Origin of the sequence: Burkholderia sp. IO2, from assembly GCF_029522185.1 — a bacterium.
Classification (GTDB): Bacteria; Pseudomonadota; Gammaproteobacteria; order Burkholderiales; family Burkholderiaceae; genus Burkholderia; species Burkholderia cenocepacia.
Map to the genome: position 1 here is coordinate 12,393 of NZ_JAKWFH010000037.1, position 17,328 is coordinate 29,720.

At 68.0% G+C, this 17,328-nt stretch carries 17 protein-coding genes; 3 read left to right on the top strand and 14 right to left on the bottom strand.

The window, feature by feature from the left end:
* Positions 1-12: 12 nt before the first annotated feature.
* Positions 13-726 (bottom strand): transposase, encoded by a 714-nt coding sequence (locus MMB92_RS22670; protein WP_006494443.1) that lies wholly within the window; start codon positions 724-726, stop codon positions 13-15.
* A gap of 193 nt (positions 727-919) precedes the next feature.
* On the opposite strand from MMB92_RS22670, the gene MMB92_RS22675 reads away from it, so the two are divergent.
* Complete coding sequence (locus MMB92_RS22675) at positions 920-1,651, top strand: OmpW family outer membrane protein (RefSeq protein WP_006490624.1); 732 nt, start codon at positions 920-922, stop codon at positions 1,649-1,651.
* A gap of 176 nt (positions 1,652-1,827) precedes the next feature.
* On the opposite strand, the gene ugpQ is transcribed toward MMB92_RS22675, so the two are convergent.
* From ugpQ to MMB92_RS22735, 12 genes are all read right to left on the bottom strand, one after another.
* Positions 1,828-2,598 carry a glycerophosphodiester phosphodiesterase gene (gene ugpQ, locus MMB92_RS22680; protein WP_006491785.1) on the bottom strand — a complete coding sequence of 257 codons (771 nt, stop codon included), beginning with the start codon at positions 2,596-2,598 and terminating at the stop codon, positions 1,828-1,830.
* A gap of 26 nt (positions 2,599-2,624) precedes the next feature.
* A complete protein-coding gene (locus MMB92_RS22685) occupies positions 2,625-3,710 on the bottom strand; it encodes a sn-glycerol-3-phosphate import ATP-binding protein UgpC (protein ID WP_006481861.1) in 1,086 nt (361 codons plus the stop codon).
* A gap of 31 nt (positions 3,711-3,741) precedes the next feature.
* Positions 3,742-4,587 carry a sn-glycerol-3-phosphate ABC transporter permease UgpE gene (gene ugpE, locus MMB92_RS22690; RefSeq protein WP_006481859.1) on the bottom strand — a complete coding sequence of 282 codons (846 nt, stop codon included), beginning with the start codon at positions 4,585-4,587 and terminating at the stop codon, positions 3,742-3,744.
* Entirely contained in the window at positions 4,584-5,468 is an 885-nt protein-coding gene (gene ugpA, locus MMB92_RS22695) for a sn-glycerol-3-phosphate ABC transporter permease UgpA (RefSeq protein ID WP_006481867.1), read from the bottom strand. The genes ugpE and ugpA overlap by 4 nt, the downstream gene beginning before the upstream one ends.
* A gap of 96 nt (positions 5,469-5,564) precedes the next feature.
* Positions 5,565-6,899: a sn-glycerol-3-phosphate ABC transporter substrate-binding protein UgpB gene (gene ugpB / locus MMB92_RS22700; RefSeq protein ID WP_006481865.1), complete on the bottom strand. Its 1,335-nt coding sequence runs from the start codon at positions 6,897-6,899 to the stop codon at positions 5,565-5,567.
* An 88-nt stretch (positions 6,900-6,987) separates the two neighbouring features.
* A complete protein-coding gene (locus MMB92_RS22705) occupies positions 6,988-8,172 on the bottom strand; it encodes a deoxyguanosinetriphosphate triphosphohydrolase (protein ID WP_241277180.1) in 1,185 nt (394 codons plus the stop codon).
* Between the two features lie 65 nt (positions 8,173-8,237).
* Positions 8,238-9,317 carry a 3-dehydroquinate synthase gene (aroB, locus tag MMB92_RS22710; RefSeq protein ID WP_084749813.1) on the bottom strand — a complete coding sequence of 360 codons (1,080 nt, stop codon included), beginning with the start codon at positions 9,315-9,317 and terminating at the stop codon, positions 8,238-8,240.
* A complete protein-coding gene (gene aroK, locus MMB92_RS22715) occupies positions 9,314-9,868 on the bottom strand; it encodes a shikimate kinase AroK (protein WP_034201082.1) in 555 nt (184 codons plus the stop codon). The genes aroB and aroK overlap by 4 nt, the downstream gene beginning before the upstream one ends.
* Positions 9,869-9,908: 40 nt before the next feature.
* Positions 9,909-11,534: a type IV pilus secretin PilQ gene (gene pilQ, locus MMB92_RS22720; RefSeq protein WP_277562936.1), complete on the bottom strand. Its 1,626-nt coding sequence runs from the start codon at positions 11,532-11,534 to the stop codon at positions 9,909-9,911.
* Positions 11,531-12,397 carry a pilus assembly protein gene (locus MMB92_RS22725; RefSeq protein WP_277562937.1) on the bottom strand — a complete coding sequence of 289 codons (867 nt, stop codon included), beginning with the start codon at positions 12,395-12,397 and terminating at the stop codon, positions 11,531-11,533. The genes pilQ and MMB92_RS22725 overlap by 4 nt, the downstream gene beginning before the upstream one ends.
* Entirely contained in the window at positions 12,394-13,038 is a 645-nt protein-coding gene (locus MMB92_RS22730) for a fimbrial protein (RefSeq protein ID WP_084749804.1), read from the bottom strand. The genes MMB92_RS22725 and MMB92_RS22730 overlap by 4 nt, the downstream gene beginning before the upstream one ends.
* The gene (locus MMB92_RS22735) at positions 13,035-13,958 is read right to left on the bottom strand and encodes a competence protein ComA (protein WP_043204534.1); all 924 of its coding nucleotides are present in this window, start codon (positions 13,956-13,958) and stop codon (positions 13,035-13,037) included. Before MMB92_RS22735 ends, MMB92_RS22730 begins: the two co-directional genes overlap by 4 nt.
* 220 nt (positions 13,959-14,178) lie before the next feature.
* On the opposite strand from MMB92_RS22735, the gene MMB92_RS22740 reads away from it, so the two are divergent.
* Complete coding sequence (locus tag MMB92_RS22740; RefSeq protein ID WP_034201087.1) at positions 14,179-16,572, top strand: penicillin-binding protein 1A; 2,394 nt, start codon at positions 14,179-14,181, stop codon at positions 16,570-16,572.
* Positions 16,573-16,653: 81 nt separating this feature from the next.
* On the opposite strand, the gene cyaY is transcribed toward MMB92_RS22740, so the two are convergent.
* Positions 16,654-16,980, bottom strand: coding sequence for an iron donor protein CyaY (gene cyaY, locus MMB92_RS22745; RefSeq protein ID WP_006482891.1), 327 nt, complete (start codon positions 16,978-16,980; stop codon positions 16,654-16,656).
* Between the two features lie 36 nt (positions 16,981-17,016).
* Between cyaY and MMB92_RS22750 the strand changes: the two genes are divergently transcribed.
* On the top strand, positions 17,017-17,292 hold the full coding sequence (locus MMB92_RS22750) for a lipoprotein (RefSeq protein WP_006491729.1): 276 nt from the start codon (positions 17,017-17,019) through the stop codon (positions 17,290-17,292).
* The last annotated feature ends 36 nt before the right edge of the window (positions 17,293-17,328 follow it).

Sequence of the window (17,328 nt, forward strand, 5' to 3'; positions counted from 1 at the left end):
GCCTTTCCGGCGTTACTGCTGGATCGGCGGCGTGTTTTCACGCACCTTTCTGGGGCGCCCGCGCGGCAACGGCGAGACGCGCCGGTTCGCGGTGCGCGCCGCCCACTCGCGGTAATTCTCGCCGCCGAGCACCCACCCCTTCAGCGTGGCCTGCTGCAGCTGATCGGCCTGCCGCTCGTCGAGCGGCTGTTCGCACAGCTCCTTGTACGCCCGCTGGCGGTCGAACGGCGTGTTGCCGAGCGCCCAGTAGAGCGGATGGTCGGTGATCAGGCTGTCGACGGTGAGCCCGACGTGATGCCGGTAGCTCGACCAGCGATAGGCCTCGGGCGTCGCGACGAGCTGCGAGCGCACCGGGCTCATCTCGACCACGCGGCTCGCGAGCAGGAAATAGCGCTCGCCTTCGATCACGGTCGCGCGATAGCGGCCTTCCCACAACGTGCCGCGCCGCGAATAGCGCCGGTTGAAATGCGCGACGTAGCGACGGCCGACGGCCTGCATCGCCTTCGGCAGGCTCGCCTCGTCGCTCGGTGTCACGAGGAGTTGCACCTGGCGCGGCAGCAGCACGTAGGCGTGTACCGCCAGGTGATGATCGCGTGCGGCGGCCTTCAGGCAATCGATGAAGAGTTCGTAGTCCTGGTCGTCGACGAACGCGGGTTGCTGATCCAGGCCGCGCAGTATCACGTGCTGCGGCTGGTCGGGAACGTAGAGTCGTGCTAACCGTGCCATGCTGAATGTCCGTTTGAACGCGTTAGGAAATACCCGGAGGTCCGAAAATGCGCACCTGCGTAGAATGCCTGCCCCAGCGGCGCGCGTAAGCGTACGGTCGTGCGAATCCTAGGGAGAAAACTCTAACTTACGAGCTTGTTTGGTTTTAAACGCAGTCGTCATAATGAGCACGCCTTTGATCGGAGGAGACACAATGAAACGAAAACTGGCCATTACGGGGGCCGCAGCGCTCGCATTCACGTTCGCGGGCGGTACGGCACATGCACAATCCGCAGGTGATTTCTACGTCAGCACCGGCTGGCTGCACCTTGCGCCGCAGGACAGCAGCGACCCGCTGTTCGTCTACGGCGTAGGCGGCACGCCCGTCAATCAGTCGATTCCCAACACCGGCGCCGGCATCAGCGATGCCGACACGCTCGCGCTGGCGACCGGTTACTTCGTGACCGACCATATCGCCACCGAGTTCATCGCCGGCATCCCGCCGAAGTTCGACATCACCGGCAAGGGCCAGTTCTCGAAGTTCGGTACGCTTGGCCGCGCGTACCAGTGGAGCCCTGCGCTCCTCCTCAAGTACTACTTCAACGACGCCAACGCGAAGTTCCGTCCGTATGTCGGCGTCGGCGCGACGTATATCTGGTTCACCGGCGCGAAGATCACGAACAGCACGTTCGAGAACGGCGTGCTCGGCGGCCCGACCAGCGCCACGACCAGCAACCAGTGGGCGCCCGTGTTCAACGCCGGCTTCACGTACAACTTCACGAAGCACTGGTTCGCCGGCTTCTCGATGTCGTACATCCCGGTCAGCGTGACCGCGACCTTCACGACGGCGCGCCGGACCCCGGTCGGTACGCTGACGGAAACGTCGAAGGCCCACATCTCGCTGAACCCGATCGTGACGTACCTGAACGTCGGCTACCGCTTCTAAGCGTAGTCGAATATTTGGGGAATGGTTAATCCTGCTGCAATTTGTAGCGGATTTTTCCTGGCGTAACGTCTCCACGATGCAAAACGCCCCGACGGAAATCCCGTCGGGGCGTCGTTTTTTCGCGTCAGGCACGTTCGGCGCAAGGGTTTTACCGGACGCCGCCGCGGCCGTGGCCGTCAGACGACGTCGATATCGTCCAGCGCGTCGGGCGCGATCAGGTCGATGCGGTCCGTGCAGACCGCGTCGACGCCCCAACGCGCCAGTTCGCGCGCCCGTTCGAGGTCATTCACCGTGTAAACCAGGATGCGCAATCCGGCGGCCTTGATCGCACGCACCAGGGATTCGTCGAGCCGAGTGTGGTCTGCATGCAACGATACGCAGTCGAGCGCATCGATGACCTGCGCATGCCAGTCGTCCGGCACGACTTCGTAGAGCATCCCGCGCGGCAGTGCCGGCGCCGTCGCGCGCGCCTGCCGCAGCGCGTCGAACGAGAACGACGACAGCAGCGGCGCCACGGCGGCATCGCGCCAGTACGCGGCCGCATCGGCCGCCACGCGCTGCCCGGTTTCGCGCTCGCGCCCCGGGCACGGCTTGATCTCGACGTTCGCGGCCAGCCCGTGCGCGATGCAGCGCGCCGCCGCCGCCTCGAGCGTCGGCATCCGTTCGCCCGCGAAACGCGCGTCGCGCCACGCGCCCGCATCGAGCGCGGCCAGCGCCGCATAACGCATGCCCGCCGCCGCTCCGTGACCGTTCGAGGTCCGGTCGACCGTGTCGTCGTGCAGCAGGAAGGTCACGTCGTCGGCCGACAGCTTCGCGTCGAACTCGACCATCCGGTGACCGCGCCGCGCGCCCTCGTCGAGCGCGGCCAGCGTGTTCTCCGGTGCGAGCGTGCCGCCGCCGCGATGGGCGACGACGCGCGGATAGGGCCAGTCGGTACGGATCGTCATCGTCGGTCTCCCGCAGTCAAACGGTTTCAGCCGGCCCGCTTGCCGGTTTCGGGATCGAAGAAATGCAGCCGGTGCGCTGGCAGCGCCGCCGCCAGCGCCGTGCCGCGCGCCGGGCGGTCCGCGTGCGGCAGGCGCACCGCGACGTCGTGATTGCCCCAGCGGCCGTGCGCGAGATTGTCCGCGCCGAGCAGCTCGCACGAATCGACCGGCAGCGTCGCCTGCGCGACGCCCGGCTGCGGCGTCATGTGTTCGGGACGCACGCCGAGTACCCAGTCGCGCCCGGTGGCGATCTCGCTGCCGATGCCCGGCGCGCCAGCGACCGGCAGCGCGGGGCCGCCGCCCGCGACCGTGAAGGTCGCGCCGTCTTCCGACAGCCGGCCGTGCATCAGGTTCATCGCGGGCGAGCCGATGAAGCCCGCGACGAACACGGTCGCCGGCTTCTCGTACACGTCGACCGGCGCGCCGATCTGCTCCGCGTAGCCGCGGTTCATCACGATCACCCGCTGCGCGAGCGTCATCGCCTCGATCTGGTCGTGCGTCACGTACACACTCGTCGTCGCGAGCCGCGCGTGCAGCCGCTGGATCTCGAGCCGCATCTGCACGCGCAGCTTCGCGTCGAGGTTCGACAACGGCTCGTCGAACAGGAACACCGACGGTTCGCGCACGATCGCGCGCCCCATCGCGACGCGCTGCCGCTGGCCGCCCGACAGCTCGCGCGGCCGCCGCGCGAGCAGCGGCTCGAGCTCGAGGATCTTCGCGGCCGCCGCCACCCGCGCATCGATCGTCGCGCGCTCGATCCCGCGGATCTTCAGCCCGTAGCCCATGTTCTGCGCGACCGTCATGTGCGGATACAGCGCATAGTTCTGGAACACCATCGCGATGTCGCGGTCCTTCGGCTCCAGCGTGTTGACGACCCGGTCGCCGATCGCGATCTCGCCGTCCGTCACGGTCTCGAGACCCGCGATCATCCGCAGCAACGTCGACTTGCCGCAGCCCGACGGGCCGACCAGCACGATGAATTCGCCGTCGGCGATCTCCACGTCGATGCCATGCAGCACGTGCTGCTTGCCGTCGTAGGATTTCCTGACGCCCTTCAAGCTCAGCGCAGCCATACCTGGTCCTTCTCCCGGTTACGTCGGTCGTTCATTTCTCGGAATCGACGAGGCCGCGCACGAACCAGCGCTGCATCGCCAGCACGACGACGAGCGGCGGAATCATCGCCAGCAGCGTCGCCGCCATCACGTATTGCCATTCGGTCGCGGCGTCGCCGCTCGCGATCATCGTCTTGATGCCCACCACCGCCGTCGACAGCGACGCCTCCGTCGTGATCAGGATCGGCCACAGATACTGGTTCCAACCGTAGATGAACGTGATCACGAACAGCGCGGCAATGCTCGTCTTCGACAGCGGCAGCACCACGTCCCAGAAAAAGCGCAGCGGCCCCGCGCCGTCGATGCGCGCCGCGTCCATCAACTCGTCGGGCAGCGTCATGAAGAACTGGCGGAACAGGAACGTCGCGGTCGCCGATGCGATCAGCGGCATCGTGAGCCCCGCGTAGGTGTTCGTCAGGTGCAGCGTCGACACGACCTGCACGGTCGGGAAGATCCGCACTTCCACCGGCAGCATCAGCGTGACGAAGATCAGCCAGAACGCCGTGTTGCGAAACGGGAAGCGGAAGTAGACGATCGCATACGCGGACAGGATCGACACCGCGATCTTGCCGACCGCGATGCCGAGCGCCATCGCGAAGCTGTTCACGAGCAGGCGGCCGAACGGCGCCGTCGTGCCGCCGCTGCCGTGCCCCCAGATGTACGCGATGTTCTCGAACAGGTGCGTGCTCGGCACCAGCGACAGCGGCACCGTGAACACTTCCTGCGCGTTCATCGTCGCCGCGCAGAACGCGACGTAGACGGGGAACACGATCAGCACGACGCCCGCGATCAGCACCGCGTGGCAGAACAGGTCGAAGCCCTTGCGATTCTCGATCATGCGTATTGCACCCTGCGTTCGACGAAGCGGAACTGGATCACCGTAAGCCCCACGACGATGATCATCAGCACGACCGACTGCGCGCCCGAACTGCCGATGTCGAGCCCCTGGAAGCCCTCCGCGAAGATCTTGTAGATCAGCGTCTTGGTGCTCTGCGCCGGGCCGCCGCCGGTGGCCGCGTCGATCACCGGGAACGTGTCGAAGAACGCGTAGACGAGGTTCACGACCAGCAGGAAGAAGCTCGTCGGCGACAGCAGCGGCAGCACGATGTTGAAGAAGCGCCGCACCGGCCCCGCGCCGTCGATCGCCGCCGCCTCGATCAGCGAGCGCGGAATCGCCTGCAGCCCCGCGTAGAAGAACAGGAAGTTGTAGCTCACCTGCTTCCACACCGACGCCAGCACGACGAGGAACATCGCCTGCCCGCCGTTCAGCGCGTGGTTCCACACGATGCCGCCCTTCGCGAGCGCATACGTGATCAGGCCGATGCTCGGGTTGAACAGGAACGCCCACAGCACGGCGGCGATCGTCGGCGCGACCGCGTACGGCCAGATCAGCAGCGTGCGGTACGCGCGCGCGCCGCGGATCACGCGGTCGGCGCACGCGGCGAGCAGCAGCGACACGACGAGCCCGCTCACCGTGACGAGCGAACTGAACACGAGGGTCGTGCGGAACGAATCGAGATACAGCGGATCGGCGAACAGGTGCGTGAAGTTCGCGAAGCCGACGAATTCGCTCGACGTGCCGAACGCGTCCTGCATCTGCGTGGACTGCCACAGCGCGACGCCGGCCGGCCACAGGAAGAACACGGCGGTGATCGCGAGCTGCGGCGCGATCAGCAGGTACGGCACCGGGCTCGTACCGAAACGGGAACGGGATTGCATCGCGGATATCCGGTCAGGCGAAACGGAAAGGAAACCGCACCGCCGGACGGCACGCGCTGGCGCGCGACACCGCCGGCGGCACGCAGCGATGCGCGCTCAGCCGCCCGACTTCTCGAAGCGGCGCAGCAGTTCGTCGCCGCGCGACGCGGCCGAATCGAGCGCGTCCTTCGGCGCCTTCTTCTGCGCCCAGACCTGTTCGAACTCCTCGTCGACGACCGTGCGGATCTGCGGCATGTTGCCCAGGCGCAGCCCCTTCGTGTACGGCAGCGGCGGCTTGTTCAGCATCTGCTTGATCGCGGTTTCGGCGCTCGGGTTCTTCGCATAGAAGCCCTGCTGGCGCGTCAGGTCGTACGCGGCGGTCGTGACCGGCAGGTAGCCGGTGTCCTGATGCCACTTCGCGGCGACGGCGGGCGAAGCCAGGTACGCGAGGAATTTCGCGACGCCCTTGTAGGTCGCCGGATCCTTGCCGGCCAGCACCCACAGGCTCGCGCCGCCGATGATCGCGTTCTGCGGCGCGCCCTTCACGTTCGCGTCGTACGGCATCATCCCCGTGCCGTAGCTGAACTTCGCGAACTTCTGCACGTTCGCGAGCGCGCCGGACGACGTCGTCAGGATCCCGCAGTCGCCGCTGTAGAACTTCGCCGACGCTTCGTCCTTGCGGCCCGCGTACGTGAACGTGCCGTCCTTCGCCATCTGCTGGAGGAACGAGAGGTGCGCGATCTGCTGCGGCTTGTTGAACTCGAGCACGGCGTCGGTGCCGTCGAAGCCGTTGTTGCGGCTCGCGAACGGCAGCCCGTGCCACGCGCTGTAGTTTTCGAGCTGGATCCAGCCCTGCCAGCCGGTCGTGAAGCCGCACGCCATCCCCGCCTTGCGCAGCTTCTCGGCATCGGCCTTCACGTCGGCCCACGTCTTCGGCGGCTGGTTCGGATCGAGGCCCGCCTTCTTGAACGCATCCTTGTTGTAGTACAGCACCGGCGTCGAGCTGTTGAACGGCATCGACACGAGGTGGCCCGTCTTCGCATCGCTGTAGTAGCTCGCGATGGTCGGCACGAACGCCTTCTCGTCGAGCGTCACGCCCGCCTGCTTGAACACGTCGTAGACCGGCACGACCGCCTTCTTCGCCTGCATCATCGTCGCCGTGCCGACTTCGTAGACCTGGAGGATCGCCGGCGCGTTGCCGCTGCGATAGGCCGCGATGCCCGCCGCGAGTGCCTGGTCGTAAGTGCCCTTGAAGACCGGCACGATCTTGTAGTCGCTTTGCGACGCGTTGAACTGGTCGGCGATCGCGTTGACCCGCTCGCCGAGCGCAGCCTCCATCGCATGCCAGAACTGAATTTCCGTCGCGGCGAGCGCGACGTGCTGCGCCCCGAACATCAGCGCGCCGCCGAGCGCGATCGAACGAACCAGTGTCCCCGCAGGCTTCTTCTTCATCGACCTCTCCTATGAAAACGTTACCAACAGCGTGTGCAACATTCCCGTCGCCATTGAACCGGCGAAGTCTAGTGATCGTTTATGACAGTCAGTTGTCGCTGATGACGAACAGGCGCTGATATTCCTTCAGCGCGAAGCGGTCGGTCATGCCGGCGATGTAGTGCGCGACGAGACGCGGCTGCTGCGCCGCGTCGTCGGACTGGTACGGCGGCGGCAGCAGGCGCGGATCGTCGATGAACGCGTCGAACAGCCCCGTGACGACGCGTTGCGCCTTGCTCGCCATGCGCATCACTTTGTAATGGCGATACAGGTTCTTGAAGAGGAAGCGCTTGAGCGCGGCGGCCTGCGCGGCGACTGCCGGGCTGTGCGACACGAGCGGCGGCGCGGCGCGCACGTCGTCGAGCGATGCGGGCGCGACGCGGGCAAGATTGCGCGTCGTCTCGTCGATCAGGTCGACGATCAGCGTGTTGATGATGCGGCGCACCGTCTCGTGCACGAGACGGCGGCCTTCGAGGTGCGGGAATTCGGCGAGCGCCGCTTCGTAGTGACGCTGCCACAGCTCGACTTCCGCGAGCTGCTCGATCGTGATCAGGCCGGAGCGCAGGCCGTCGTCGACGTCGTGGTTGTTGTACGCGATTTCATCGGCGATGTTCGCGAGCTGCGCTTCGAGCGACGGCTGGCGGCCCTGCAGGAAGCGCTCGCCGAGCGCGCCGAGCTTGCGCGCATTCTCGCGCGAGCAGTGCTTCAGGATGCCTTCGCGCGTCTCGAAGCACAGGTTCAACCCGTTGAACGCGCCGTAGTGCTCCTCGAGCTCGTCGACCACGGCGAGGCTCTGCAGGTTGTGCTCGAAGCCGCCGTGCTCGCGCATGCACGCATTCAGCGCGTCCTGCCCGGCATGGCCGAACGGCGTATGGCCGAGGTCGTGCGCGAGCGAGATCGCTTCGACGAGATCCTCGTTCAGGCGCAGGTTGCGCGCGACCGAGCGCGCGATCTGCGCGACTTCGAGGCTGTGCGTGAGGCGGGTGCGGAACAGGTCGCCTTCGTGATTGACGAAGACCTGCGTCTTGTATTCGAGCCGGCGAAACGCGGTCGAGTGGACGATCCGATCGCGATCACGCTGGAATTCGGTGCGCGCCGCCGGCGGCGTTTCAGGATAGCGGCGGCCGCGCGACTGCGACGCGTGCGCGGCATACGGAGCAAGATGGGCTTCCAGCGCCGCCAGCGTCGGCGGCTCGGCCACCGGCGCAGCGGATGCGCGGCTGGCTTCGGGCAATGTGCTGCTGGATGTCTCGCTCACGTCTCCTCCATGTCAGGGGCGCCGGCGCATCCGGGCCGCCGTTAGCGGGTCGTCTGCGCCAGTGTAGCGAATACCGCTTCGTCCGGCGCCTGCGTGATCAGCGTATCGCCGAATCGCTTCAGCAGGATGAACTTGATCGCGCCGGCCTCGGCCTTCTTGTCGACGCGCATCAGGTCCATGTAGCGCGCATCGCCGAGCGCGGGCGCGCGGGTCGGCAGATGTGCGGCCGCGATCACCGCATCGAGGCGCTGCCGCGATGCTTCGTCGAGGAGGCCGAGCCGCACCGACAGGTCGCCCGCCATCACCATCCCGCAGCCGACCGCTTCGCCGTGCAGCCATTCGCCGTAGCCGAGCCCGGCCTCGATCGCATGGCCGAACGTGTGGCCGAAGTTCAGGATCGCGCGCAGGCCGCCTTCGCGTTCGTCGGCCGCGACGACGCTCGCCTTGATCTCGCACGAACGCTTCACTGCATGCGCGAGCGCGGCGGGCTCGCGACGGTTCAGCGCCTCGACGTTCGCCTCGATCCAGTCGAAGAACTCGGCATCGGCGATCGCGCCGGTCTTGATGACTTCGGCGACGCCGGCCGCCAGCTCGCGATCGGACAGCGTCGTCAGCGCGCCGATGTCCGCGATCACGGCCTGCGGCTGGTAGAACGCGCCGATCATGTTCTTGCCGAGCGGGTGGTTGATGCCCGTCTTGCCGCCGACGGACGAATCGACCTGCGACAGCAGCGTCGTCGGCACCTGGATGAACGGCACGCCGCGCATGTAGCACGCGGCGGCAAAACCGGTCATGTCGCCGACCACGCCGCCGCCGAGCGCGACGAGCGTCGTCTTGCGATCGGCGTGGTCCGTCAGCAGGCCGTCGAAGATCAGGTTCAGCGTTTCCCAGTTCTTGTACGCCTCGCCGTCCGGCAGCACGACCGTCGACACGCGCTTGCCGAGCGGCGCGAGTGCAGCGCGCAGCGCGTCGCCATAGAGCGGATCGACCGTCGTGTTCGTGACGATCGTGACGGACGAACCCTTGATGTGGGGCGCGAACAGCTCGGTGCGGCCGATCAGGCCGGCACCAATATGAATCGGATAGGCGCGGTCGCCCAGATCGACGTTGACAGTAATCATGCTTGTAGCGGCTTGGCGATGACGCCGGCCAGTTCGAGTTGCATCAGCACCATGTTGACGAGACCGTTGACCGACGGACGGCCGGTCTCGATGACGAAATCCGCGCATTCGCGGTACAGCGGGTCGCGCACTTCGTACAGCGCTTCGAGACGCCCCTTCGGATCGTCCGTCTGCAACAGCGGGCGATTCTTGTCCTTGCGCGTGCGCAGCCACAGATCGTGCGGATTGGCGCGCAGGTAGACGACGATGCCGTTGGTTTTCAGGCTGTCGCGATTTTCCGGGCGCAGCACCGCGCCGCCGCCCGTCGCGAGCACGATGTTCTCGCGCTGCGTGAGATCGGCGATCACCTGCGTTTCGCGGTCGCGAAACCCGGCCTCGCCCTCCAGCTCGAAGATCACCGGGATGCGCGCGCCCGTACGGGCCTCGATTTCGTGGTCGGAGTCGAAGAACGTCCTGTCGAGACGACGCGCGACCGCACGGCCCACGGTGGTCTTACCCGCTCCCATAAGGCCGACGAAAAATACGTTTGCATGTGGGTCCCGCGCTTGCAACGGCTTCCTCTGCTTCAATCTTGCTGGTGTGTGGCGCAGCTTACTGGCAAAGCGGCTGCCTTGTCGAGCCTGCGCCAGCGGCTTCCGGCCCCGTTTTCTCGGCATCCTCGTCGCCCGCGCCGGGTGCGCCGCACCGCGGATCGACGACGGTCGGCGTGATGAAGACGACCAGTTCGTTGCGCTGGTCGCGCTGCGCGCGGTGCCGGAAAAGCGCGCCCAGAACGGGTATTTTGCCCAAGAGCGGCACGCGCGTCACATCGTTCCGGTTCAGTTGTTCATAGATACCGCCGATCGCGACCGTCCCGCCATTCTCGACCTCGACGCGCGTCTGCACATGCTTCGTATGGATGGCGGGGCCGGCCGCGGTCGGCTCGCCGACGCTGTCCTTGGTCACGTCGAGATCGAGCACCACGCGCCCGTCCGGCGTGATCTGCGGCTCGACCTCCAGCTTGAGCGTCGCGCGGCGGAACTGCACGCCGCTCATGCCATTGCCGACCTTCGCCTGGTACGGCAGCTCGGAACCCTGTTCGACGATGGCCTTGACGCGATCGGCCGTCACCACCCGCGGGCGCGAAACGATCTGGCCCCGGCCCTGCGCCTCCAGCGCGCTAAGCTCGATGTCGAGTACGCGGCTGAGCGGCGCGGCGAACAGCGTGAAGCCGGCGGTGGCCGCGTCGAAACCGCCGAGCGGCCGCGCGGCAAGGTCGAGCGCGTTGCGCGCGTCCGCCGTGAACGACGTGCCCTCGGCTGACGGCGGCCGCCCCTGCGCACGCAGCACGACACGTGCGCCGAGGTTGCGCGAGAAACCCTGCTCGCCTTCGACGATGCGGGCCTCGATCCGGACCTGCCGCGACGGCCGGTCGATCGCGTCGATCAGGCCGGCGATCTGCACGATACGCGGTGCGAGATCGGTGACGAACAGCAGGTTGGTACGCGGATCGGCCGCCGCGGCGCCGCGCTTCGACAGCAGGCGCTGGCCGGTCGCGCCGGCCAGCAGCCGTTGTACGTCCTGCGCGCGCGGATAGTGCAGCATGAAGGTACGGCTCGCCAGCGGCTCGAGATCGGCGGCCCGCGCGTGCATGTCGAAGCGCTCGCGTTCGCGCGCAGCCAGCTCGGCTGCCGGCGTGACCCAGATCACGTTGCCGCGCCGGGACATCGCAAGCCCATGCATGTCGAGCAGCGTGTCGAACGCCTCGCGCCAGCGGACATTGTTCAGACGCAACGTGACCGTGCCGCGCACCTGCTCGCCGACGACGATATTGAGCCCGGTGAACCGCGCGATCGCGTCGAATGCCGCCGCGAGCCCGACGCCCTGCAGATTCAGCGAGATCCGCCGTGCGTCGTCCGCATCGCCCGGTTGGCGGGCCGCGGCGTCGCTCATCCGGGCCGGCGGCGCCAGCGGGATCGGCGGTCCCTCCAGCGCGGGGCCCGGTGCGGCGGTTTCCGTCTGCCGTGCCGCGCGCGCCGCCTGATCGAACGGTGGCGGGCCGGCGTCTTCCGTTGCCGCACTATCCACGCCGTCGGCCACACGCAGCGGCAGACCCGGCACCGACACATCCGTCGACCCGGCGGGCCAGACCGCCGGCAGCGGCGGCAACGACGCGCTTGCGCCGGCAGCCGTCACGCCGGCCCAGAGGGCAAGCACCCAACAACGGTGTTTCGTCATGGCCGACCTCCGTCGTCCAGGACGAGCCGCTGCGAACCGTCCGCCGTCGCAAGCGTCACGGCAGCGCGATCGATGCGCACCACGCGCGCGGCACCCAGTACGTCGCCAGGCGCGACGGCCGTGAACGCGCCGTCGCCGTCGTCGAACAACGCGAGGCCGGCCCGCGCGTCGCGAATCGTGCCGGCGAAGCGGGCTACGTGCCCCGCCGCTTCGGCCGCGCGGGCGTCGCCGAACGGATCGGCGTCGGGCGCAGCGACGCGAACCGGCGTGTTGCCGTCCGCGGTCGTGGTCGCCGGCAGCGCCGGAAACACGTCGACGGACATGTCGACCCGCGCCGCCGACGTGCCACGCTCGATACGCAGCGCCGACGGTACGGCCAGCACCGGGAACCGCGCCAGGCCGCCAACCATGTGCAGCAGCGCGCGAAAACCACCATCGGCGGCGATGTGCACGGTGCGCCGGCCGTCCGGTGCCGCGCCATCGGCGCGCTGCGGTTCGACCGATACGCCGCTCAGCCCGCTCGACGCGGCGAGATCGGCCAGTTCCAGCATCAGCGCGGCCCATTCCGGCGCATGCGGCGAACGATCGTCGCGCATCGACGCACGATGCCCGTCGCGTCGTTGTCCAGCGGAAGCGAGCACGCGTTGCGCGTCGGCCGCGCGCGCCTGCGCTGCGGCGAGCAACGCGCGACTATGGGCAAGCCCGCTCCAGTCGGCCGCATTCGCCAGATGAATGCCGCCGCCCAGCACGGCCGCGAATGCCAGCACGCAACCCGCGGCATGCGCGGCCGCCGGCGACACGCGCGGCATGCCGCCTGGCCCGACGCCGCCACCCAGCGCCGGCCGATGCACGAGCGCCGTCATGCGCCGCCTCCCGACATCGTCCGCGACGCCATCGGGTCGTGCCAGCGCAACTGCACCGAGAAGCGGAACGGCATCCCGGCCGTGGGAGCCGGCGCATCCGAGGCCGGCTTCAACGTCTCTATATCGATCCGCCAGTCGCGCTGCTCGCGCGCCATCGCGGCGAGCCATCGCGCAGCGGCCCGGTAACTCTCGGCTCGCGCTTCGAGCACCGCGCCGGTCGACGTCATGCGCAGCGCGTCGAGCCGGATACGATCGGCGCGCACCTGCTTCAAGGTCGCCAACAGCCCCGCCATGCGCCGGTAAGGCGCGGCCAGCGCAGCCGCCTGTGCGTCGCGTCGCGCGATGGCGGCGGCGGCATCGACCGCACGCGTCGCAGCCGCCACCTGGGGCTGCAACTGCCGCAGCCGCGTCTCCACGCTGGCGCGCTCGGCATCCACCCGCCACCGCGACAACACGGCGGCGCCCGTCCACAGCCCCGCACCGAGCACGCCGAGCAGCATCGCCACACCGCACTGCGCGACCCGGCGACGCCGCAACGCCTGCGCCAATCGCTCGCGGTACGGCAGCAGGTTGAAGTCGCCGAGTATCGCTTGCTCGGCCGCCGCCGCGCCTTCGCTTGCCGGCACGTGAGCGGCCGTCATTCCCACACCCCGCGCAACGCCAGCCCGAATGCGACGGCAAACGCCGGGCCGCCCGGCATGCCGGCGCGCGCGCACGGCTGTCCGTCCCAGCCCGTGCAATCGAACGGGACCACCGCCGTGCCGAGCACGTCGCCAATCTCGGCGACGGACGTGTCGAAGCGGGCGATACATCGCTCGTCCCCGGCGACGAATACGCAATGCACGGCCCCGAGCGCGCGCCGCCGCAACGCGTCGGGCAGTGCTTCCGGCAACGTGCCGGACAGCGTCAGCACCGGGATAGCCGACGAACCCTCGATTCGCCAGCCGCGCACGCCCGCGTCGCAGAACCACAGCGCGGCGTAGGCACCCTGCGCGTCGAGTTCGAACTGCGCGGCATAGCGCAGCGCGCGCAGCACGGCGGCCGACTCGCCGTCGATCACGGTCAGGTCGATACCGGCCTGCGCGGCCACGTCGATACGCCGCTCGAGCAACGCCAGCGGCGCCACCGCCACCGCGATCTCGCCGGATCGCACGCCGCCGTAGTGCCGCCAGTCGAACGCGAGACTGTCCGGCGCCAGCCCAGAGATGCGTTCGGCCGCCTGCCGCGCGGCGTCCGGAATGTCGCCGCGCCCGGCCAGATCGAGCGTCGCGGTGCGCATCTCGTCATCGTGCAGCGCCATCACGCCGCGCGCGTCGCACCGCACCTCGGCCGCCGACAGCCGCGACACGGCCGCCGCCAGCGATCGCGCGACCGCCGCCCAGCGTGCGTCTTCCGGCCCGCCCGCCAACCCGACCGGCTCCCGCTCGAGCCCCTCGACGCGCACGTCCGCGTCCCTGCCGCGCCGGCTCAGCACGGCCACCCTCACCTCGTGCGCACCGACGTCGATTCCCGTCGACCGGTGCCTGCCCTGTGCAAACCGCGCCACCCATCGTCCTGCCATCCCAGCCTCCCGAGATCGTCGCGGCCCACGCCGCGTTTCCGAGACCTGATTCTGCAAAGCGACGCGTGCGGCCGACAGTCGGCCAAACGGCCAGCATCCGCTCGCGGCGGCCATGCACGGACTATGCTGACGGCACGCCCACCCGCGGCTTTCCGACGGGCGGCCCCCGCGTCAGGACCGGTCTTACCGGGCAGCTATAATCGCGGGACTGTTTTCCGGTATGCCTATGCAATCCACGACTCCTACGTCCCCGCCTCCCGCCCCGGAGCCGAAGAAGCGGCCCTGGTGGCAAAAAGTCCTGCTCGGCTTCGCCGCGATGTGCGTGGCCCTCGTCGTGGCCGGCGGCCTCGTGCTCGGCTATGCGCTCGTCGTGGCCTGGCCGAACATGCCGTCGCTCGACGCGCTGACCGACTATCGGCCGAAGGTACCGCTGCGCATCTATACGTCCGATCACGTGCTGATCGGCGAATTCGGCGAGGAGCGCCGCGACGTCGTTCATTTCAAGGACGTGCCCGACTCGCTGAAGAAGGCGATCCTCGCGATCGAGGACGCGCGCTTCTACGATCACGGCGGCGTCGACCTCACCGGCATCATCCGCGCCGGCTTCGTCGCGCTGACGAACGGCCACGCGTCGCAGGGCGCGAGCACGATCACGATGCAGGTCGCGCGCAACTTCTTCCTGTCGAGCGAGAAGACCTACACGCGCAAGATCTACGAGATGCTGCTCGCGTACCGGATCGAGCGCGCGCTGACGAAGGATCAGATTCTCGAGGTCTACATGAATCAGATCTATCTCGGCCAGCGTGCGTACGGCTTCGCGAGCGCGGCGCGCGTCTATTTCGGCAAGGATCTGAAGGACATCACGCTCGCGGAAGCCGCGATGCTCGCGGGGCTGCCGAAGGCGCCGTCCGCGTATAACCCGGTCGTGAATCCGAAGCGCGCGAAGGTGCGCCAGGAATACATCCTGCAGCGGATGCTCGAGCTGAACTTCATCACGCGCGAACAGTACGACGAAGCCGCCGCGCAGCCGCTCGTCGTCAAGGGTCCGGGCCGCGATTTCAGCGTGCACGCCGAGTACGTCGCGGAAATGGTCAGACAGATGATGTATGCGCAGTATCGCGAGGAAACCTACACGCGCGGCTTCAACGTCGTCACGACGATCGACTCCGCGGACCAGCAGGTCGCGTACACCGCGCTGCGCAAGGGCATCATGGATTACGAGCGCCGCCACGGCTATCGCGGGCCGGAAGGCTTCATCGAACTGCCGGCCGGCGCCGACGATCGCGAACAGGCGATCGACGACGCGCTGCTCGAGCACCCCGACAACGGCGAGCTGATCGCCGCGGTCGTGACGGCCGCGAGCCCGCGCCAGATCACGGTGGCGTTCATCGACGGCAGCACGGCGACGATCGAGGGCGACAACCTGCGCTTCGCGTCGGGCGCGCTGTCGGCCAACGCGCAGCCGAACCGGCGCATCCGCCCCGGCGCGATCGTCCGGGTCGTGAAGAACGACGCCGGCAAATGGTCGATCACGCAGTTGCCGCAGGTCGAAGGCGCGTTCCTGTCGATCGTCCCGCAGGACGGGGCGATCCGCTCGCTCGTCGGCGGCTTCGACTACAACAAGAACAAGTTCAACCACGTCACGCAGGCGTGGCGGCAGCCCGGTTCGTCGTTCAAGCCGTTCATCTACTCGGCGTCGCTCGACAAGGGCCTCGGGCCCGCCACCGTGATCAACGACGGCCCGCTGTATTTCAGCGCCGCGGAAACCGGCGGCCAGCCGTGGGAGCCGAAGAACTACGGCGGCGGCTTCGAAGGCCCGATGTCGATGCGCACCGCGCTGCAGCGCTCGCGCAACCTCGTGTCGATCCGGATCCTGAATCACATCGGCACGAAATACGCACAGCAATACATCACGCGCTTCGGCTTCGACGCCGAGCGCCATCCGGCCTACCTGCCGATGGCACTCGGCGCCGGCCAGGTCACGCCGCTGCAGATGGCCGGCGCGTATTCGGTCTTCGCGAACGGCGGCTATCGCGTCAATCCGTACCTGATCGCCGAAGTCACCGATCCGAACGGCGCGGTCGTCGCGCGCGCGCAGCCGCTCGTCGCCGAGCAGAACGCGCCGCGCGCGATCGACGCGCGCAACGCCTACGTGATGAACAGCCTGCTGCAGAGCGTCGCGCAGCGCGGCACGGGCGCGCGGACCAACGTGCTGAAACGCACCGATCTCGCGGGCAAGACCGGCACGACGAACGACTCGCACGACGCGTGGTTCGCCGGCTACCAGCACACACTCGCCGCGATCGCATGGATCGGCTACGACAATCCGCGCAGCCTCGGCGATCGCGAAACCGGCGGCGGCCTGTCGCTGCCGGTCTGGATCGACTACATGGGCGCTGCGCTGAAGGGCGTGCCGGAATTCAAGCCGACGGTGCCGGAAGGCGTCGAATCGCTCGGCGGCGAGTTGTACTTCACCGAGTTCACGCCGGGCCACGGCTTCGTGTCGACGGTCGGCGTGCCGCAGGCGCCCGCTGCGCAGAACGTCGACGAGGCCGTGCCGCACGTCGACGAGCAGGAGAAGCAGGACATCATGAACCTGTTCCGCGGCCACTGACCCGCGGCCCGGCCATGAAAAAAGCGCCCCGCGGGGCGCTTTTTCTTTGGGCACGACGCGCGGAGCGCTGCGCTCCCGCCGTTACGCGCTGAACGTGATCGGCAGGCCGGCCTGCTGGGTCGCGTAGTCGGTGAGCGCCGAGAAGAACTCGGTGCCCGTGCGCGTATCGCGCCATTCGCCGTCGATGAAACGGTAGTGGAATCCGCCGGCCTTCGCGGCGATCCACACCTCCTTCATCGGCGGCTGCAGGTTGACGATGATCTTCGAGCCGTTCTCGAACGTCAGCGTCAGCACACTGCCATTGCGTTCCAGATCGATGTCGTGATCGCCGTCGTTCGCGACGTCCACGGTACGCTCGACGGCCGCCAGCACGGCCTCTGCACGGGCCAGGTATTCAGTATCGGACATGCTAAACTCTATCGGTTAAATTGTTCAGGGACGATCATGCGAGTCGTTTTCCGGATGAGCGCGATTGTAGCGGCTTTGGCGATTCTTGCCGGCTGCGGTCAAAGCGGCGCGCTCTATCTGCCCACCGTGCCTCCGATGCCCAAGCCGATCCAGCCGCAGAATACGCCGCCGTCGGACGTGAAACCGACCGACGAAAACGCGTCGTCCGACGAGTCGCCCGACACGTCCGGCTCGCCGCTCACGCTGTCGCCCGAACTGTCGAGCACATCGACCATGCCCGCCCCGGCATCGGGCCCGGCCGCGACGAAGTAACGACGCACTGCCGCCCGCGCGGCGCACGAAACGAGG